General features: G+C 72.8%; 17 protein-coding genes. 7 read left to right on the top strand and 10 right to left on the bottom strand.

The window, feature by feature from the left end; all coding sequences use genetic code 11:
• Positions 1-6: 6 nt before the first annotated feature.
• Together ACIRP2_RS11465 and ACIRP2_RS11460 are read right to left on the bottom strand one after the other, a co-directional pair.
• Positions 7-594 (bottom strand): DNA-3-methyladenine glycosylase I, encoded by a 588-nt coding sequence (locus ACIRP2_RS11465; RefSeq protein ID WP_404248826.1) that lies wholly within the window; start codon positions 592-594, stop codon positions 7-9.
• A complete protein-coding gene (locus tag ACIRP2_RS11460) occupies positions 591-1,058 on the bottom strand; it encodes a DivIVA domain-containing protein (RefSeq protein ID WP_404248824.1) in 468 nt (155 codons plus the stop codon). Before ACIRP2_RS11460 ends, ACIRP2_RS11465 begins: the two co-directional genes overlap by 4 nt.
• A gap of 195 nt (positions 1,059-1,253) precedes the next feature.
• Between ACIRP2_RS11460 and folP the strand changes: the two genes are divergently transcribed.
• Entirely contained in the window at positions 1,254-2,114 is an 861-nt protein-coding gene (gene folP, locus ACIRP2_RS11455) for a dihydropteroate synthase (RefSeq protein WP_404249464.1), read from the top strand.
• 130 nt (positions 2,115-2,244) lie between these two features.
• Here folP and ACIRP2_RS11450 read toward each other — a convergent pair whose 3' ends face one another.
• Both ACIRP2_RS11450 and dapE read right to left on the bottom strand, forming a co-directional pair.
• Entirely contained in the window at positions 2,245-2,994 is a 750-nt protein-coding gene (locus ACIRP2_RS11450; RefSeq protein WP_404248822.1) for a TIGR00730 family Rossman fold protein, read from the bottom strand.
• A 100-nt stretch (positions 2,995-3,094) separates the two neighbouring features.
• Positions 3,095-4,174, bottom strand: a complete 1,080-nt coding sequence (gene dapE, locus ACIRP2_RS11445; protein ID WP_404248821.1) for a succinyl-diaminopimelate desuccinylase — start codon at positions 4,172-4,174, stop codon at positions 3,095-3,097.
• 94 nt (positions 4,175-4,268) lie between these two features.
• Here dapE and ACIRP2_RS11440 point away from each other — a divergent pair, with 94 nt between their 5' ends.
• Positions 4,269-5,219: a hypothetical protein gene (locus ACIRP2_RS11440; RefSeq protein ID WP_404248820.1), complete on the top strand. Its 951-nt coding sequence runs from the start codon at positions 4,269-4,271 to the stop codon at positions 5,217-5,219.
• 283 nt (positions 5,220-5,502) lie between these two features.
• Positions 5,503-5,901, top strand: coding sequence for an ATP-binding protein (locus ACIRP2_RS11435; protein ID WP_404248818.1), 399 nt, complete (start codon positions 5,503-5,505; stop codon positions 5,899-5,901).
• A 256-nt stretch (positions 5,902-6,157) separates the two neighbouring features.
• Here the strand turns inward: ACIRP2_RS11435 and dapC are convergent, their stop codons facing one another.
• Together dapC and fdxA are read right to left on the bottom strand one after the other, a co-directional pair.
• Positions 6,158-7,252, bottom strand: a complete 1,095-nt coding sequence (dapC, locus tag ACIRP2_RS11430) for a succinyldiaminopimelate transaminase (protein WP_404248816.1) — start codon at positions 7,250-7,252, stop codon at positions 6,158-6,160.
• Between the two features lie 114 nt (positions 7,253-7,366).
• Complete coding sequence (fdxA, locus tag ACIRP2_RS11425) at positions 7,367-7,687, bottom strand: ferredoxin (RefSeq protein ID WP_018956287.1); 321 nt, start codon at positions 7,685-7,687, stop codon at positions 7,367-7,369.
• 117 nt (positions 7,688-7,804) lie between these two features.
• Here fdxA and ACIRP2_RS11420 point away from each other — a divergent pair, with 117 nt between their 5' ends.
• Together ACIRP2_RS11420 and ACIRP2_RS11415 are read left to right on the top strand one after the other, a co-directional pair.
• Positions 7,805-8,806, top strand: coding sequence for a GNAT family N-acetyltransferase (locus ACIRP2_RS11420; protein WP_404248813.1), 1,002 nt, complete (start codon positions 7,805-7,807; stop codon positions 8,804-8,806).
• A gap of 16 nt (positions 8,807-8,822) precedes the next feature.
• Positions 8,823-9,653: a tetratricopeptide repeat protein gene (locus tag ACIRP2_RS11415; RefSeq protein ID WP_404248811.1), complete on the top strand. Its 831-nt coding sequence runs from the start codon at positions 8,823-8,825 to the stop codon at positions 9,651-9,653.
• A 111-nt stretch (positions 9,654-9,764) separates the two neighbouring features.
• Here ACIRP2_RS11415 and ACIRP2_RS11410 read toward each other — a convergent pair whose 3' ends face one another.
• From ACIRP2_RS11410 to ACIRP2_RS11395, 4 genes are all read right to left on the bottom strand, one after another.
• Complete coding sequence (locus ACIRP2_RS11410; protein ID WP_404248809.1) at positions 9,765-12,092, bottom strand: HelD family protein; 2,328 nt, start codon at positions 12,090-12,092, stop codon at positions 9,765-9,767.
• Positions 12,093-12,288: 196 nt separating this feature from the next.
• Positions 12,289-14,373, bottom strand: a complete 2,085-nt coding sequence (locus ACIRP2_RS11405) for a GTP-binding protein (RefSeq protein WP_404248807.1) — start codon at positions 14,371-14,373, stop codon at positions 12,289-12,291.
• Between the two features lie 160 nt (positions 14,374-14,533).
• Positions 14,534-14,824 carry a substrate-binding domain-containing protein gene (locus tag ACIRP2_RS11400; RefSeq protein ID WP_404248805.1) on the bottom strand — a complete coding sequence of 97 codons (291 nt, stop codon included), beginning with the start codon at positions 14,822-14,824 and terminating at the stop codon, positions 14,534-14,536.
• A 273-nt stretch (positions 14,825-15,097) separates the two neighbouring features.
• A complete protein-coding gene (locus tag ACIRP2_RS11395; protein ID WP_404248803.1) occupies positions 15,098-16,093 on the bottom strand; it encodes a hypothetical protein in 996 nt (331 codons plus the stop codon).
• A 278-nt stretch (positions 16,094-16,371) separates the two neighbouring features.
• Here ACIRP2_RS11395 and ACIRP2_RS11390 point away from each other — a divergent pair, with 278 nt between their 5' ends.
• Together ACIRP2_RS11390 and ACIRP2_RS11385 are read left to right on the top strand one after the other, a co-directional pair.
• Positions 16,372-17,097: a class F sortase gene (locus ACIRP2_RS11390; RefSeq protein ID WP_404248801.1), complete on the top strand. Its 726-nt coding sequence runs from the start codon at positions 16,372-16,374 to the stop codon at positions 17,095-17,097.
• Positions 17,098-17,212: 115 nt separating this feature from the next.
• Entirely contained in the window at positions 17,213-18,712 is a 1,500-nt protein-coding gene (locus ACIRP2_RS11385; protein ID WP_404248799.1) for a VCBS repeat-containing protein, read from the top strand.
• Positions 18,713-18,835 lie beyond the last annotated feature (123 nt).

Below are 18,835 nucleotides of genomic sequence, written 5' to 3'. Positions count from 1 at the left end.
GGAGTCCTACGCCCCGCCCCCGCGCGCCACGCAGTCGGCCAGGTGGTCGTCGACCAGGCCGCAGGCCTGCATCAGGGCGTAGGCAGTCGTGGGTCCGACGAAGCGCAGGCCGCGCTTCTTGAGGTCCTTGGCCAGCGCCGTGGACTCCGGGGTGACCGCGGGCACGTCCTCGACGGTGCGCGGGGCCGGGCGGGCGGCCGGGTCGGGGGCATGGGACCAGATCAGCTCGTCCAGCTCACCGGCGCGCCAGTCGGCCAGCACCCTGGCGTTGGCGAGGGTCGCGTCGATCTTCGCTCGGTTGCGGATGATGCCGGGGTCGGCGAGGAGCCGTTCCTTGTCGGCGTCGGTGAACTCCGCCACCGCGGCGATCTTGAACCCGGCGAAGGCGGAGCGGAAGCCTTCTCGGCGACGCAGGATCGTCAGCCAGGAAAGACCGGACTGGAACGCCTCCAGGCAGAGCCGTTCGAACAGGGCGTCGTCACCGTGGACGGGGCGGCCCCATTCGGTGTCGTGATACGTGAGGTAGTCCTCGGTGGAGAGCCCCCACGGGCAGCGCAGTCCGCCGTCCGGGGCCGCTTCCGGGCCGCCGGTCATCGCTGGGGCTCCTCTCCGTGCCCGCCGGGCCGCCGGACGTCCTGCCCCGGGTCCTGGCCGGGGGCTTCCCACGGTGCTCGCGGGCGGTCCTGGGGTGGCTCCCACTCCGGCTCCGGCCGGCCCTCCGGCCGCTTGAGCAGATCCGGGCCGCCGACCGCGGTCGCCTGCGCCCCGGCCAGAGCCGACTCCAGCTCCGCGATGCGCGCGTCCCGCTCGGCGAGCTCCGCCCCCAGCCGGTCGAGTGCCTCGTCGACATCCGTCATGCGGTAGCCGCGCACGGCCACCGGCAACCGCAGTGCCTCGACGTCCGCGCGGCCCACCGGTCGCGTCGCGGGCAGTGGGTCGGTCAGTTGTTCGGGCGCCACGTCCTGCAGGACGGCGCTCTTCCCCCCGCCGACCACCGCGAGGGTGACCGCGGCCACGACCACCACCATCGCCAGCAGCAAGAACCAGAACACGCGCATCTCCCCGGGAGCGGAAACCTGTCCGGGTCCGATCGTGCCATGCGGCACCGACAGTCACGGCCTCACCCATGACGGGGAGCGGCCCCCGACGCCCCGCGACCACGCAGCCCGCTCCCCGTCGTGGGCGAGGCGGCTAGGGTCGCAGGCGACCCATGGGGCGATCTACCAGAGGAGAAACACGGGATGCGAAGCGGTGTGCTCAGGCTGGGCCGACGTGAATTCGGTGCGCACGAGCCGGTGATCATGGCGATCGTGAACCGTACCCCGGACTCCTTCTACGACCAGGGCGCGACGTTCCGGGACGAGCCGGCGCTCGCCCGGGTCGAGCAGGCCGTCGCGGACGGCGCGGCGATCGTCGACATCGGGGGCGTGAAGGCGGGCCCCGGCGAAGAGGTGACCGCCGAGGAGGAGGCCCGTCGCACGGTGGGGTTCGTCGCCGAGGTGCGGCGCCGCCACCCGGACGTGGTGATCAGTGTCGACACCTGGCGCCACGATGTCGGCGAGGCGGTCTGCGAGGCCGGGGCGGACGTGCTGAACGACGCGTGGGGAGGCGTCGACCCGAAGCTCGCCGAGGTCGCCGCGCGGTACGGCGCCGGTCTGGTGTGCACGCACGCGGGGGGCGCCGAGCCACGGACCCGGCCGCACCGGATCGCCTACGACGACGTGATGGCGGACATCCTGCGGGTGACGGTGGGACTGGCCGAGCGGGCGGTCGAGCTGGGCGTGCGGCCGGACGGCATCATGATCGACCCCGGTCATGACTTCGGGAAGAACACCCGGCACTCGCTGGAGGCGACGCGTCGGCTCGGCGAGATGACCGGGACCGGGTGGCCGGTCCTCGTCTCACTGTCCAACAAGGACTTCGTCGGCGAGACGCTCGACCGGCCGGTGAAGGAACGGGTGATCGGGACACTGGCGACGACGGCCGTCTCCGCATGGCTGGGGGCACAGGTGTACCGGGTGCACGAGGTGGCGGAGACGCGGCAGGTGCTGGACATGGTGGCCTCCATCGCGGGGCACCGGGAACCGGCGGTCGCCCGGAGAGGGCTCGCGTAGCCGGGACGCGGAGCGGCGGAACAAAGTGGGCGGCCGCCCGGAGAGCCGGACGGCCGGCACGTCCGCCGACCGCCCCTGCCCGTGACCGGGAGACCGCACGGCCCCCGCTCGATCGCCGCGGAGGCCCGGACTACCGGCCGACCTCCTTCGTCACGAGGTTGACCGCCTCGTCCACGTCGTCCGTGACGTGGAACAGCAGCAGGTCGTGCTCGGACGCCTTGCCCTGCGCCACCACCGTGTCCCGCAGCCAGTCCACCAGCCCGCTCCAGTACGCCGTGCCGAAGAGCACGATCGGGAAGCGGGTGACCTTGCCCGTCTGGACGAGGGTGAGTGCCTCGAAGAGTTCGTCCAGCGTGCCGAGGCCGCCGGGCAGGACGACGAAGCCCTGGGCGTACTTCACGAACATCGTCTTGCGGACGAAGAAGTAGCGGAAGTTGACGCCGATGTCGACGTGCGGGTTGAGACCCGACTCGAAGGGCAGCTCGATGCCGAGGCCGACCGAGACGCCCTTCGCCTCCCGCGCCCCCTTGTTCGCCGCCTCCATCGCCCCGGGTCCGCCCCCGGTGATCACCGCGAAGCCGGCTTCCACCAGGGCCTTGCCGATGCGTACGCCCGCCTCGTAGTCCGGCCCGCCGGGCCGGCTGCGGGCCGACCCGAACACGCTGATGGCGCTCGGCAGCTCGGCGAGGGCGCCGAACCCCTCGACGAACTCCGACTGGATGCGCATCACCCGCCACGGGTCGGTGTGCACCCACTCGGAGTCGCCCTCGGTGTCCAGCAGCCGCTGATCGGTGGTGCCGGGCTGTACCTGTTCCCTGCGGCGCAGTACCGGTCCGAGCCGCTGTTCCTCGGGGACGTGCGCTCCCTCGGGGTTGCCCATGATCCGCTCCCTCCGACGACGATCGATGGCCACCGTCGATGGCCATCCGTGTCAGGTCAGGGTAGATCCACGGAGGTTACGGACAGGGGAATGCCGTGGGTCAGCCGGTGAGCCAGGAGCGGAGCCGCTCCTCGCAGTGGGTGATCCGCTCGACCACCACGTGCTCGTCGCGCTTGTGCGCGAAGAGCGGGTCGCCGGGGCCGTAGTTCACCGCGGGGACGCCGAGGGAGCCGAAGCGGGAGACGTCGGTCCAGCCGAACTTGGGCCGGGCGGTACCGCCGACCGCCGCCATGAACGCCTCGGCCGCCGGGTGGGAGAGGCCGGGCATGGCCGCTCCCGAGTGGTCGTCGACGGTGAATTCGACCACGCCGCAGTCCGCGAAGACCTCGTGGACGTGGGCCAGCGCCTCCTCGGCGGTGCGGTCGGGGGCGTACCGGTAGTTCACGACGACGGTGCAGGCATCGGGGATGACGTTGTTGGCGACGCCGCCCTCGATCCGGACCGCGTTCAGGCCCTCGTGGTACTCCAGCCCGTCGATGACCGGGCGGCGCGGTTCGTACGCGGCGAGCCGGGCCAGGACCGGAGCGGCGGCGTGGATGGCGTTGGAGCCCATCCAGCCGCGCGCGGAGTGGGCCCGCTCCCCCTCCGTGCGCAGGAAGACCCGCAGGGTGCCCTGGCAGCCGCCCTCGACCTCGGCGTCGGAGCCCTCCAGGAGGACCGCGAAGTCGCCCGCCAGCCAGTCGGGGTGGGCGTCGGCGATGTGGCCGAGCCCGTTGAGGTGCGCGGCGACCTCTTCGTTGTCGTAGAAGACGAAGGTGAGGTCGCGGTTGGGCTCCGGCACGGTCGCGGCGATCCGCAGCTGGACGGCGACTCCCGACTTCATGTCGGAGGTGCCGCAGCCCCACAGCACGCCGTCGTCGTCGAGCCGCGACGGGACGTTGTCGGCGATCGGCACGGTGTCGATGTGCCCGGCGAGCACGACCCGCTCGGCCCGGCCCAGGTTCGTCCGGGCCACGACGTTGTTGCCGTGCCGGTCGACGGTCAGATGCGGCAGGGTGCGCAGCGCCGATTCGATCGCGTCGGCGAGCTCCTTCTCCTGACCGCTGACCGAGGGGAAGTCGACGAGCCGGGCGGTCAGCGCCGGGCCGTCCAGGGTGAGGTCAAGCGTGCTTTCGGGCATGAACCGACCCTAATGGAAGGGGAACGGACCGGCGGGAACGGGCCGGAGGGACTGGGCCCTCGGCCCCTGCGGAGCACTCCAGTACGGTGGCTCCGTGCCCCGGACAGTCTCCCCCACCCGCCGACACACCAGCCGCAGCCGCCTCTCCCGTATCGCGGCCGCTTTTGTCGTGCTCGCCGCCCTCGGCGGCTATCTGACCGTGCAGTACATATCCGGCAGCATGGTCATCGAAGGGTGCACCGTGGAATCCGCCGACGGTTCGGCCGGCAAGGGCCGCACCTACCGGATGAGCCCGGAGCAGGCCTCGAACGCCGCGACGATCTCCGCGGTCGGCACCTCGCGCGGGATGCCGGAACGCGCGGTGACGATCGCGCTGGCGACCGCGTTGCAGGAGTCCGGGCTGCGCAACATCGAGCACGGCGACCGGGATTCGCTGGGGTTGTTCCAGCAGCGTCCCTCGCAGGGCTGGGGCACCGGGAAGCAGATCCTGGACCCGGTCTACTCCTCGGGCGAGTTCTACCGGCATCTGGCCGAGGTTCCCGGCTACTCGCGGCTGCCGCTCACGGTCGCCGCGCAGCGGGTCCAGCGCAGCGGCTATCCGCAGGCGTACGCGAAGCACGAGCCGGATGCGGCCCTGCTGGCGGCGGCACTGACCGGCCGCACCCCCGCCGCGCTGAACTGCGCGCCGCCGCGGGCCACGGCCGCCACGGCCGATGCGGCAAAGGTGCGGGCGGAGCTGGTACGCGCGTTCGGCAAGGACGTACTGCCCGCGAAGGCGCCGTCGACGAAGGACGGGAAGGGCGCGGCCGGTCCGGCGGCGACGAGCACGGTCTCGGTGCCGGTGCGGGCGTCCCGCGCCTCGGGGACCGAGGACCCGGCGCGGCGCGGCTGGGAGCTCGCGCACTGGGCGGTCGCACAGTCCGAGGCGCTCCGCCTGGACGAGGTCGCCTACGCGGGCCAGGTGTGGGAGGCCGGGTCGGGCTGGCGGACGGACCGCACGGAATCGGACACCACCGAGGTCCGCATACGACTCGCACACCAGTAGGGGAGATCCCCCTCAGGCGTCATCCGGCCACCCCGGGACGGCCCGTCGCCCGGCACCCCCGCACTCCCCCTTCCTCCCCGGAATTCCCTTGGGAGCAAGGGGAAGTGACGGTTCACCGGGCCGTTCGGGAATGCGCCGTCTGCCCGGATTCATCCGTTGCGGATTATGTGACGCATTGCCGACTCTTTGCTTCGTCCCACCGCAACCTCCCCCGCCCTTTCGACGGTTGTCATTGCGTCCGATCAACGGACTGACCGATTCCTCATCCCGTCGAAGGAGCATCATGTCCCTCCCCCTGACCCGCCGGATCGCCCGTGCCGCGTTGCTGATCGCCGCGGGTGCGGCCCCCGTGGTCGGTGCGGCCGGATCCGCAGGTGCCGCGGCGCTCCCGCAGACCCCGGAGCTCGGCGGCCTGACCACCGTCGACGGCACCGGCCTCGGCAGGACGGTCGACGGCGCGTCCCAGCAGGGCACCAAGGCGGCGGGCGAGACCGGCGGCAAGATCGTCGGTACGACACTCCCGGCCGCGGGCAGGACCGTCGGCAAGGCCGGCGCGCAGGCCACCCCCGCCGTCCGGAGCGCCGCCGGGGGCGCGGCGGGCAGCGCGGGCGAGGCCCTCGGCGGCGCCACCGGTGCCGCGACCAAGGGCGGTCTGCCCACGGCCGGCCTGCCGGTCGGCTGACCCGATCCGTCGGCACGACATACGCGCGGGGCCCCGGGGGTGGGCCCGCCCCGGGCCCCCCCCCGGGGGTCGCCGGCCCGGCCGGCCCCCCCCGGGGCCCGGGGGGGCCCCCCCACCGCCCTCCGGGGGCCCCCCCCCGGGGGGGCCGCCCCCGGGCGGGCCGGCGGGGGGGCGCCCCCTCCCGGCCGCCCCCAAACCCGCGGGGGCCCCGGGGTGGCCCCCCCCCGGGGCCCCCGCGCGGGTGATCGCCGGACCGTCAGGCCAGCCGCTTGACCGCGGCGGCCACCCGCTCGTCCGTCGCGGTGAACGCCACGCGCACGAAGCGGTCACCGGCCGGCCCGTAGAAGTCGCCGGGCGCCACCAGAATGCCGAGTTCCGCGAGGTGGGCCACGGTCTCCCAGCACGGCTCGTCCCGGGTCGCCCACAGGTAGAGGCTCGCCTCGCTGTGCTCGACGCGGAAGCCGTGGGCCTCCAGTGCCGTGCGCAGAGCCGCACGCCGCTCCGCGTACCGGGCCCGCTGCTCGGCGACGTGCTCGTCGTCGCCGAGCGCCGCGACCGTCGCCGCCTGGACCGGGGCCGGCGTCATCATTCCGCCGTGCTTGCGGATCAGCAGCAGTTCGCCGAGCACGGCCGCGTCGCCCACGACGAAGGCCGCGCGGTACCCGGCCAGGTTGGATCGCTTGGAGAGCGAGTGGACGGCCACGATGCCCTCGTACGTGCCGCCGCAGACATCGGGGTGCAGTACGGAGACGGGTTCGGCCTCCCAGCCCAGTTCCAGGTAGCACTCGTCGCTGAAGACCAGCACGTCGTGCTCGCGCGCCCAGGCGACGATCCGGGTCAGCTCGTCCTTGGCCAGGACGCGGCCGGTCGGGTTGGACGGCGAGTTGAGCCAGAGCAGCTTCAGGCCGGCCGGATCGAGCTCGGTCGGGTCGTCGTAGACCACGGGCTCGGCGCCGCAGAGCCGGGCGCCCACCTCGTACGTCGGGTAGGCCAGGCGCGGATACGCCACCTTGTCGCCCGCGCCGAGACCGAGCTGGGTCGGCAGCCAGGCCACCAGCTCCTTGGAGCCGACGACCGGCAGGACGTTCTCGTGCGCCACGGAGACCGCGCCGAGCCGCCGCTCCGCCCAGCCCGTGATCGCGTCACGCAGTTCGGCGGTCCCCCACACCGTCGGATAGCCGGGGCTGTCCGCCGTGGCGACGAGCGCCCGCCGGATCAGCTCGGGCACCGGATCGACGGGCGTGCCGACCGACAGGTCCACGATGCCGTCCGGGTGGGCGGCGGCCGTCGACTTGTAGGGCGCGAGCTTGTCCCAGGGGAAGACCGGGAGACGGGAGGAGACTGCGGACACGGATCTCTGCTTTCTCGTACAGGGGTTGCTCGGGCCGCTCGGCCGTGGAAACGCCTCGGTCCCGCACGGTGACAAGCCGTACGGGACCGGGGCGACGCACGTGCCTGCCGCTGACTACTGGTTCTGCGGCGGCAGCGCGGCAATGAACGCGTGGTCGCGTTCGATCAGGCCCAGCTTGGAGGCACCACCGGGCGACCCGAGGTCGTCGAAGAACTCGACGTTCGCCTTGTAGTAGTCCTTCCACTCCTCCGGGGTGTCGTCCTCGTAGAAGATCGCCTCGACCGGGCACACCGGCTCACAGGCTCCACAGTCGACGCATTCGTCCGGGTGGATGTACAAGGACCGCTGGCCCTCGTAGATGCAGTCGACGGGGCACTCTTCGATGCAGGCCTTGTCCTTCACGTCGACACAAGGCTGCGCGATGACGTAGGTCACGCTGTCGTTCCTCCTCGGTAGGGCGTTGGCTCTCGCGCGGGAGCGCGGCGTCGTCGATGCCCGCCCCTAGTATCTCCGTTCCCGGGCACGAACCGAACAGGAGGGGCTGAGAGAGCTGTGGAATTCACCATCGGCGGACAACTCGAAGTCCGAATTACACCGGCTGACGTGGGCAAACGTGTATCAGTCCGGCGCGTGACCGAGCCTGGCCCGCAGGGAGCGAAGTTCACCGACACGGTTGGTGTTCTCACATCATGGGACAGCGGTGTGCTGTCGATCACAACGAAGAGCGGTGATTCCGTCCGCATCACGGAATCGACGCTGGTGGCGGGCAAGGTCGTGCCCGCCGCTCCGGCCCGGCGGCGCGGCCCCGCGGCCTCCTTCGACGAACTCGCGCGGGTCTGTGCCCGTGCCTGGCCGCCGGTGGAGAGCGAGCCGCTGGGCGAATGGCGGCTGCGCGCCGCGCAGGGGTTCACCCGGCGCGCCGACTCCGTCCTGCCGCTCGGCGATCCGGGCATACCGCTCGACGAGGCACTCGGGCGCGTCCGGCGGTGGTACGAGGAGCGCGGTCTGCCCGCGTACATCCAGACCGCGACCGGTGCCGAGGGCACCCAGGAACGGCTCTGCGCGGAGCTGGAGGAACGCGGATGGCGGCGCGAGGTGACGGCGGAGGTCCGTATCGCCGCCCTGGCACCGATCGCCGATCGGGACGCCGATGTGTCGGGGGTACGGCTGAGCCGGGATCTCGACGAGGCGTGGCTCTCCCGCTACCAGCGCTTCGAGACACCGGGACCGCACGTCCTGGAGGTGCTGCGCGGCGGTCCTTCGGTGTGGTTCGCCTCCGTGCCCGGTGACACCGGGGATGCGGCGCCCGCGGCGATCGGACGGTGCGTGGTGGACGGGCGGTGGGCCGGTTTCATGGCCGTCGAGGTCGATCCCGCGCAGCGGCGCCGGGGGCTCGCCACCGCCGTGATGACCGCGCTCGCCCGCGAGGCCCTGGACGAGGGCGCCTCGGCGGCGTGGCTGCAGGTGGAGACGGACAACGAGGGGGCGCGGGCGCTCTACGAGGGCATGGGGTTCGCGGTGCATCATCGGTATCACCACTTCCGGCCCGCGTGACGGAGGCAGGCATCCCATGAACCCCGAGAGGGAGGATCCGCGCAGCCGGTTCGCCGAGGAGGCGCGCGCCGAGCGACCGGACCTCGCGCTGCTGTGCCTGCTGCTGGCCGCGGTGGCCGACCCCGCGCTGGACGCGCGGGGGATCGACGCGGCGCAGATCGAACTGGACGAACTGGCGGGCCGGCTTCCGTACGGGATGCGGGGCGGCCGCGCATGGGCCTCGGCCCTGGCGGAACTGCTCGGCGAGCGGTGCGGCTTCGCGGGCTCCTCGGCGGACTACCACCGGCTCGGTTCCTCACTGCTCCACGAGGTGCTGCGGCAGCGGCGCGGGCTGCCGATCCTGCTGTCCGTGGTGTGGATCGAGGTGGCTCGGCGGGCGGGCGCGCCGGTGTACGGGGTGGCGCTGCCCGGTCATTTCGTCGTCGGGTTCGGCGACCCGGCCGAGCGGGTGCTGGCCGACCCCTTCGACGGCGGCCGGCCGATGACCGGGCAGGACGCGGAGCTGCTGGTGGCGGGGGCGACCGGGGAACCGCTCGACGAGTCGATGCTGGTGCCCGCGCGGCCGCTGGAGATCGTGCTGCGGATCCTGAACAACATCAGGGCCTGGGCGGCGGCCCGTCCGGAGCGGACGGATGTCGCACTGTGGGCGGTGGACCTCTCACTGCTGCTCCCCTCCCATCCGGCCCGGCTGCGCTACGAGCGGGCCCAGCTGCTCGTACAGAGCGGGCAGTTCGCGCGCGGGGCCGCGGAGATGGAGGAGTACGCGGAGGTGGTCGAGGGGGTCGAACCCGAGGCGGCGGAGGCGATCCGGCAGCGGGCACGGGCGGCACGGTCGCTGCTGAACTGACGGACGCGGGCGGCGGGGCGGCCACCGGGGGCGCGCACACCGGCCGGCGCCGGACCGGCTGCACCGGCCCGCCGTTCCCCGTCCCCCGTCCCCCGTCCCCCGTCCCCCGTCTCAACACAATTCCGTGACCGCCCCCGCCAGCACCGCGGGGGCCGGTCCCTCGTGGATGATGCCCAGTCGCCGTGTCGCCCGCGTGAGTGCGACGTACAGGTCGTTCAGGCCCCGTGCCGAACGGTCGAGAACGGCCGTGGGGTCGGCCAGCAGCACCACGTCGAACTCCAGCCCCTTCGCCTGCCGCACGCCGAGGACCACGACCCGGTTCTCCAGGTCGGGCTCCTCCCCGTACGCGGCTCCCGGCACCGCCCGCGCCACCGCGGCCCCCAGTTCGTCGCGCCGCGCGTCGGGGACGATCACGGCGAGCCTGCCCTCGTCCAGCGCCGCCGCCTCCTTCGCGGCCAGGTCGGCGAGGGTGCCGGCGGTGTCGCGGGTGCGCAGTCGCCAGGGGACGACGCCCGTCTCCCGTACCGAGCGCGGCGGTTCGAGGCCGGGGCCCAGCGCGGCGAGCACATCGGTGGTGGACGCCATGATCTCGGCGGGGGTGCGGTAGTTGACGCTGAGCGATGCCTGCCGCCACCGGTCGCCGACGTGCGGGGCGAGCGCGGACGCCCACGAGGACGCCCCGGCCTCGTCACCGGTCTGGGCGACATCGCCGACCAGGGTCATGGAACGGGTCGGGCAGCGCCGCATCAGCAGCCGCCAGGCCATCTGGGAGAGTTCCTGCGCCTCGTCGACGATGATGTGCCCGAAGACCCAGCTCCGGTCGGCGAAGGCCCGCTCGGCGACGGTACGGGTGGTGCGTTCCTCGTGGCGCTCGGCGAGGGTCCGGGCGTCGACCAGCCCGGCCGGGCCGCCGTCCTCCTCGTCCTCCCCGTCGGTCGCGGCGAGGTCCAGGACGCCCTGCGCGTACGCGACGCCCTCGGCGCGCTCCTGCGCGGCGGCCGCTCGGGCGGCCCGGTCGTCCTGGCCGAGCAGTTCGGCGGCCTCGTCGAGGAGGGGTACGTCGGCGGCGCTCCAGCCGCCGCCGTCCGGCACACGGAACAGCAGCCCTCTCTCCTCGTCGGTGAGTCCGGTCGCGGCCGAAGCGAGACGTGCAGGCCGTCCGTACAGCTCGGTGAGGAGCTGCTGCGGGGTGAGCGGCGGCCACAGGGCGTCGAGCGCGGCCCGTACGTCGGCGTCGGCGGCGAGCAGCCGCCGGGCGTCCGCGATGTCCTGGGCCTCGGTGCGTTCCCGGGCGGCCGCCGAGCCGTCGTCGAGGAGCCCCGGCAGGGCGTCCAGGTCGTCGCGCACGGCCCGGTCGAGGCCGGTCTCCGCGAGCACCTCGGCGATGTCCGCCTCCAGCCGCTCGGCGAGCGCACGGGTGGCCGCCACGGAGCGCCGTGCGAGCTCGGTCACCATCTCGCGCCGGAAAACGGGCGCGGCGAGGTTGTGCGGCAACCGGGTCGCGCGGGCGGCGTCGGCGGCGCGCAGGCACTCCTCGTGACCGAGGCGGACGACATCGCCGTCGAACCCGACTTCGAGCGTCGTGCCCGCCGGCACCTGCCGGTCCCGTACCGCCGCCGCGATCACGACCGCCATCTCCGCACGGCCCTTGAGCTCCGCGGTCTCCGGCTCCTCGGCGCGGTCGGCCCGGATCCCCGGGTACAGCTCTCCGACGGTGGACAGCAGCACGCTGTTCTCACCGAGGCCGGGCAGGACCTGTCCGATGTACCCGATGAAGGTGGGGTTGGGGCCGACGACCAGCACACCGCGGGAGGCCAGCTGCTGGTGCGTGTAGAGCAGGTACGCGGCCCGGTGCAGGGCGACCGCGGTCTTTCCGGTGCCGGGCCCGCCCTGGACGACGAGGACCCCGCGGTGGTCGGAACGGATGATCGCGTCCTGCTCGGCCTGGAGGGTGGCGACGATGTCGTGCATGCGGCCGGTGCGCCCGGCGTCGAGGGAGGCCAGCAGGGCCGCCTCGCCGGTCAGTTCGCTGTCCGGCACTCCGTCCCGGTCGAGCACCTCGTCGTCGAGCCGGACGACCCGTCGGCCACGGGTGGTGAGGTGGCGGCGCCTGCGCACCCCGTGCGGGGCGGCGGGCGTGGCGACGTAGAAGGCGCGGGCCGCCGGGGCCCGCCAGTCGAGCAGCAGCGGATCCTCGTCGGCGGACTGCGCGGGCAGTCCGATCCGGCCGATGTAGTGGCGCTCCCCGTCGCGCAGGTCGAGCCGCCCGAAGCAGAGCCCGTTCTCGGCCGCGTCGTACCGCGCGACCTGCCCGGCGTACCGGGCGGCGGCGGCCTCCCGCTCCAGCCGCCCCTGCCGGGTCCCACCGGTCTCCCGCAGCACACCGGTCAGCTGCTGCCCGGCGTACGCGCGCAGCGCCTCCACACGGGCGTGAAGCATGTCGAGACGGTTCTGTTCGTGTGCGATCTCAGCCTTGGACAACGGTGTACTGACCCCCTGCGGGCGGTGGTGGGCGGCAGCCCAGGGTGCCTCACAACGGGGCGGAACGGGAGCCGCGCAGGTCCGGGCGGGTGCGGACACGGCGGGAAGGCGCCGGGAGGGCCCGGCACGGGCAGCGGACCGTGCCGGGCCGGTGTCAATCCCTTCGTGCGGCGACCCTGCGTACCGTCTGCAGCAGGTACTCCTTGCGGTTGAGCGGATCGCGGTCGGTGCGCGGCCGGTCCGGGACCGTTCCGACGACGGCCCGGTAGCAGTCGAAGTCGGACTCCAGGACCCCTTCGCCGCGCGTCAGGGACGGAAGCTGCTGTTGCAGCTCATGGACGCGGGCCGCCGGGATCTCTCCCTCCAGCACACATGCCGCACCCCGCACGGTCGGTGTTCCGGGCACGGCCCGCAGATGTGCGAGTACGGGCAGGAGCGGGCCGAGCAGGTCCGCGGGGAATTCCAGCCGGAAGCGGTGCATCGGCTCGTACACCGTGGTGCCGGCCTGCTGCAGCGCGCTCATGAGGACCAGCGGGGTCAGATTGCGGAAGTCACCGGCGGTGCTCGACATGCTCTTGTCGAAGACGGCGTGGGAATGGCTCTGCCGGGGCCAGTAGCCGGAATGCGTCATGGTGACGACGCAATCGGTGACCTGCCAGCCGTGGATTCCCTGTCGCAGGGTCTCGCCGACGGTCTCCTCCACCGCCCTCATCAGGGAGAACGGCATCGATCCCAGTTCCACCTCCAGCCGGTATCCGATACCGCTTCCGATCGGGGCGGGATCGACGCGGAGGCCGATGGTCGCCAGAAAGGGATTGGGGTCCTGGTCGCCGACCTCGTACGCCGAACCACTGCCGTTCGGCCGCTCCAGACAAATGGTCGTGGTCTCACGGAAGGCGACGTCGATTCCGAATTCATCGGCCAGCGTCGCCTGGATGACTTCCTTCTGCACCTCGCCGTAGAGCGAGACGGACACCTCTTTCCGGATGTCGTCCTGACGCAGATTGATCAGCGGGTCCTGCTCGGCGAGTTGCGCGAGCGCGAAATGCAGCTCGCCCCTGCTCGCCGGAGGACGGGGGACCACGACCGATTCGAGTGTCGGCGGGGCGAACCAGCGGTCCGGCGCGCTCGTCCCCGGTTCGCCGACCGTATCGCCGATCCGGATGTCGCCGAGGCCCCGGAGCTTCGCGATCCGGCCGGCGCCGACCGCGGGCTCCGACACCGCCGCACCGCGGTCGAAGACACTGATCCCGGTCACTTTCGCCTCACCGAGCCCGTCGTCCCCCTTGCCCTCGCCCCGCCTTCCCCCGCTCTTCCCGGTACCTCCGCCCTCTCCGTCGCCGTGCTTCCCCTCGCGTCGGCCGAAGGGCAGCCGGTCGCGGATGCGTAGCGTGCCCGAGAACATCCGGACGTACGCGATCTTCTCGCCGCCCGGACCCCGCTCCACCTTGAAGACGGCGCCCGAGACAGGCCCGTCCGCATCTCCCTCGCCCACCGGCAGCAGTTCCTTGATCCCGCTGATCAGGGCATCGACTCCGGTACCGGTGATCGCCGAGCCGAAGAACACCGGATGCACCAGTGCCCGCCCGGTCTGCGCCGACAGCGCCTCGCGCAGCCAGCCGTACGGAAGGGGCGCCGCACTCTCGACGTAGGCGGCCAGCAGCGCGTCGTCGTGATCGGCGAGCAGCTCGGTCAGCCGGTCCGTGAAGTCCGCGTCGGCGGCGGTGTACGGCATGCAACGGGCGGCCCTGCCACCGGCCCCGTCGACCGACCCCATGGCGACGACGGCCGGGGTCAGCCTCTCGGAGATGCCGCGCAGGACGGACTCCTCCCGCGCGCCGCCGCGATCGACCTTGTTCACGAAAATGAGCGTCGGAATGCGCAGACGACGCAGCGTCCGCATCAGAACACGGGTCTGCGCCTGGACGCCCTCCACCGCGGAGACGACCAGCACGGCACCGTCGAGCACATTCAGCACCCGTTCCACCTCGGCGATGAAATCCGGGTGCCCGGGTGTGTCGATCAGATTGATGGTGATGTCGTCGAGAACGAACGAGACGACCGCGGATTTGATCGTGATGCCGCGTTGCCGTTCCAGGGCCAGGGAATCGGTCTGGGTGTTCCCGTCGTCGACGCTGCCGATCTCGTCGATGACACCGGCGGTGTGGAGCAGCCGCTCGGTCAGGCTCGTCTTACCGGCGTCGACATGCGCCAGAATTCCCAGATTCAGCGTGTGCACGAAACTCCATGTATTCGAGAGCGGTGGCGATTTCCGTCTGAATGAACGTGAGAGTTCCGCGCATGATCTTCTCCTCGGCCGGTCGACTGCTGCGGGGAGTACAGCAGACGCCTCCCCGCACGACAACCGATTTACCGGCGGCTTCACCGCCGGCGGTCGCTCACTCCGATTCCGGGGCGGCGGCGGTGCTGGAACGGACGACGAGACGGGTGGGCAGTTCCCGGGCCACGGGGGCGGGAGCGGCGGAACGCCGTCCGGTGCGTTCGAGCAGCAGCCGCGCCGCGGTCTCGCCCTTGTCGTCGGTGGGCTGGTGCACGGTGGTGAGGGGCACGGACGCAAACAGCCAACGGGCGGAGCGGCGGTGCGGCGGGCGGCCCGGCACCGCGGCGGCCGCCCCGACCCGCACACTCACCACCTCCTCGATCACACAGAGGCGGTCGAGGGCAAGCATCCCGACTCCGGGCGTGTCGCCGGCCCACAAGCACCGCCACGCGGATTCGAGGGACGACCGCCGACAGCACTCCATCGGGCGTCGCATCTTCGCGCCTCGCCGCCGTACCGGGAGAACCATCCGAACTCCCTCTGGTCCAGGCGGCGTTCATGCCGATCCGAGGAATCGTCACCGATCGGGAGCACGGCCGTCCGGCGGTACCGTCATGCGAGCAAACGGGTGGAAGGGCGCCGCCCAAACCTCGCGCGGCACCGCGTGCAGTCCAACGGGTGATTATCGGCGCTTCGCCACCCGAAGGGCCCAGGGCGTAGCTCCAATGCGGCGCTTCCCGCTGGCGCGGACCCGCATTTCGGCTGACGGTGGATCACGTCGCCACTGCTCCACACTGAGTCGACGTCCCGTCACTCTTCGCAGTCGCGGCGGAAGGAATGTGTTCAGATGCGCTCTGCCCGCACACTGTTCGCTTCGGCCGCTGTCACAGCGGTCCTCGCCATCACCGGCCCCTCCGCCTACGCCATGGTCACGGCGGCGGACTCCGGGCCCAACAACGGCGCCACGTCCTCGCGCGACGACCACGGACGTGACGAAGGCGGCCGCGGTGGAGACCGTGGCGACGACGAAGGCGGTCGCGGTGGGGACCGCGGCGGCGACGACGAAGGCGGTCGCGGTGGAGACCGCGGCGGCGACGACGAAGGCGGTCGCGGTGGAGACCGCGGCGGTCGCGACGAAGGCAGGCCCCGCGGCGGCGTCCACGCCGGTGGCGGCTTCATGGCCGGCATCACCGCCGGCGACGAGGGCGGCCGCGGCGGTCGCAGCGGCGACGAAGGCGGCCGCGGTGGCCGTGGCGGCGACGAGGGCGGCCGCGGTGGCCGTGGCGGCGACGAAGGCGGCCGCGGTGGTCACGACAAGGGCGGCCGCGGCGGCGACGAGGGTGGCCGTGGCGGCGGCTACGGCGGCGGCCGTGGCGGCGACGAAGGCGGCCGCAGCGAGGGCAAGCCCCGCGGCGGCGTCCACGCCGGTGGCGGCTTCATGGCCGGCATCACCGCCGGCGACGAGGGCGGCCGCGGCGGCCGCAGCGGCGACGAAGGCGGCCGCGGTGGTCACGACAAGGGCGGCCGTGGCGGCGACGAAAGCGGCCGCGGCGACGACGAAGGCGGCCGCGGCGACGACGAGGGTGGCCGTGGCGGCGGCTACGGCGGCGGCCGTGGCGGCGACGAAGGCGGCCGCGGTGGCGACCGCGGCGAGGGCAAGCCCCGCGGCGGCGTCCACGCCGGTGGCGGCGGGATGGCGACGACCGGTGGCGGCCTGGCCGCCGGCTCGGCGCTGCTGCTCGGTGGCGTCGGCGTCGGCGCGTACAAGCTGCGCCGTCGTCAGTCGTCGGGTGGCGCGATCGCCTGACCGGGCCCAGACCTCAGCCGGTCATCACACCGTCGCGGCCGTCGTCCCCCGGGACGGCGGCCGCGGCGCCTTCGTTTCCCCACCGGTCGACACCGGCCGAGCTCCAGCACCCCCTCCTCCGACACCGCGCAAGTGAAAGGCACGTCGCCATGGCCGCGCCGCAGTCGCCCGGTTCCACCCCCACCCGGACCGCCCCCGGAACCACACTAGGCCGCGCCTTGATGTGGCCCGCCGTGACAGCCGGGCTCGGCATGCTCCTCATCTACAACTCCTTCAACACCTCGGTCGACGACAAAGCGCCGGCCCCGCCAGCCGCCGTCGCACCCGCCATGCCCGCGCCCGAGATCCTCGGCTCCCATGCCGCGCCGCCTCCCGTCACCCCGTCGGAGCCGCCCGTCGGCCCGGCCATGGCGCGCTCGGCCCCCACACGGCTGCAGATTCCGTCCATCGCCGTCAACGCGCCCTTCACCGACCTGGGCATCGGCGCCGACGGCCGGCTGAACCCGCCGCCCGCCAAGGACCCCAACCTCGTGGGCTGGTTCAAGAACGGCGTCACCCCCGGCGAACGCGGCGCCTCGATCGTGGCGGGCCACGTCGACACCACGACGGGTCCGGCCGTGTTCCTGCAGCTCCAGTTCCTCAAGCCGGGCTCCAAGGTCAACATCACCCGCGCCGACGGCTCGATCGCCACGTTCAAGGTCGACACCGTCGAGACGTTCAGCAAGGCGAAGTTCCCGGACAAGCGCGTCTACGCCGACACCCCGTCCGCCCAGCTGCGCCTGATCACCTGCGGTGGCCCGTACAACAGGAAGGCCAAGGACTACGAGGACAACGTGGTGGTCTTCGCCCACCTCGAAACCCCCGAGAGCGGCTGACGGCCGGTCGTCGCCCGGATACAACCATCCGTCGGGCCGGGAGGTCGTACGGGGCGGCACGGAACCTGAGTTCCCGCCGCCCCGACCGACCTTCCGAGCAACGGAGTTGAGCGACGTGCCCGCACTCTTCGACCGACGCCGCCTGGCGATCGCAACCGGCATCGCCCTGGTCGCCGGAGCAGTCGCGGCGCCCGTCGGCCACGCCACGACAGAGCCGACCACCCTCGCGGCGAGCACGGCAAGCACGCCGAGCGCCAAGCGTCTTCACGACGACTTCAATGGTGACGGCTATCCGGACGTCGCCGTGGGCGCTCCCATGGCCACCGTCGGCAAGGCGAGAGGTGCCGGCGCCGTGAGCGTTCTCTTCGGCGGCCCCGGCGGCCTGTCCTCCGCCCGCAAGCAGGTTCTGACCTGGCCGGACCGCTCCGGTATCGACAAACCGGCGGACGCGCGGTACGGCACGAACCTGCGCAGCGCCGATCTGAACGGTGACGGTTACGCGGATCTGGTCGGCCGGCTCTGGGCGACCACGCCCGACGGCGACAAGGGCACGGTTCTTGCCGTCAACTGGGGCGGCGCATCGGGCCTTTCGAAGAACGCCACGGTACTCGCGCCCGTTCCGGGCGACCAGGGTGACGCGACCGGCGATCTGGCCGTGGGCGACGTCGACGGCGACGGTGTCGCCGACATCGCCGTGGGCGACGTGCGGCGCGGCGGCCATGTGCTGCACGGTCCGGTCAGCCGCACCGGTCGGTGGAGCCGGGTCAGCTCGTTCACGGTCGACGGCACGGACGTGCTCGACACCTCGGACATCGCCATCGGTGACGTGACCGGCGACGGCGTGGGCGATCTGGTGATTCTCGGCTTCGGCCCGTCCGACCCGTGGCAGCAGCACACGTACCTGCTGACCGGCGGCCGAAGCGGATTCTCCGCGCCGGTGGAGATCAAGGACGCGGACGGAGCGGGCGTGGGCGGCACCTCCGTGGGCGTGGCCGACCTGGACAAGGACGGCCACGGGGACATCGTCATCGGGCGCGGCAACGAGTGGTCGCAGGCGGACACCCCGGTGAAGAAGGGCGGTGCGCTCTTCGTCTCGTACGGCGGGCCCGACGGACAGAGCACCGGCCGCAAGCCGGTCTGGATCAACCAGGACACCGAGGGCGTGTCGGGCAAGGCCGAGTTCCACGACCGGATGGGCGACAACATCGCCCTCGGCGACACGAACGGCGACGGCTACCCCGACATCGCCACGGGGCTGCCGGGCGAGAAGATCAACGGCATCGCCGACGCCGGCCGGGTCCTGGTCCTCAAGGGCGGCCCGAACGGTGTGAGCGGCGCGGGCTCCAAGGAGTTCGGCCAGTACACGGCCGGGGTCCCGGGTGTCGCCGAGGCGGGCGACCGGTTCGGCGAGGCCACCGCGCTGGGCGACTACGACGGCAACGGGCGCGCGGAGCTGGTGGTCGGCGATCCCACGGAGAACAGCAGCAGGGGCGCTCTGTGGATCTTCCGTACGGACGCCACCGGCATCATCGCCAAGGGCTCCGTCTCGTTCGGCGCGGCCACGCTCGGCGCCCCCGTCGGCCCGTCCCGTTTCAGCGAGACGCTGACGGACTGACGGACCCACCGTGCGGGGGGTACGCCCCCGCCCGCAAGCCGTCACGCCGGACCTCACCCCTGGGGTTGTCCCGACGCACGGTGCGGCGACCGTGCGTGCGCGCTTGTCGGCGGTGGTCAGTAG

Source organism: Streptomyces sp. NPDC101194 (genome assembly GCF_044767885.1).
In the GTDB taxonomy this organism is placed as follows: Bacteria; Actinomycetota; Actinomycetes; order Streptomycetales; family Streptomycetaceae; genus Streptomyces.
This window is presented reverse-complemented; position numbering and strand designations above follow the sequence as displayed.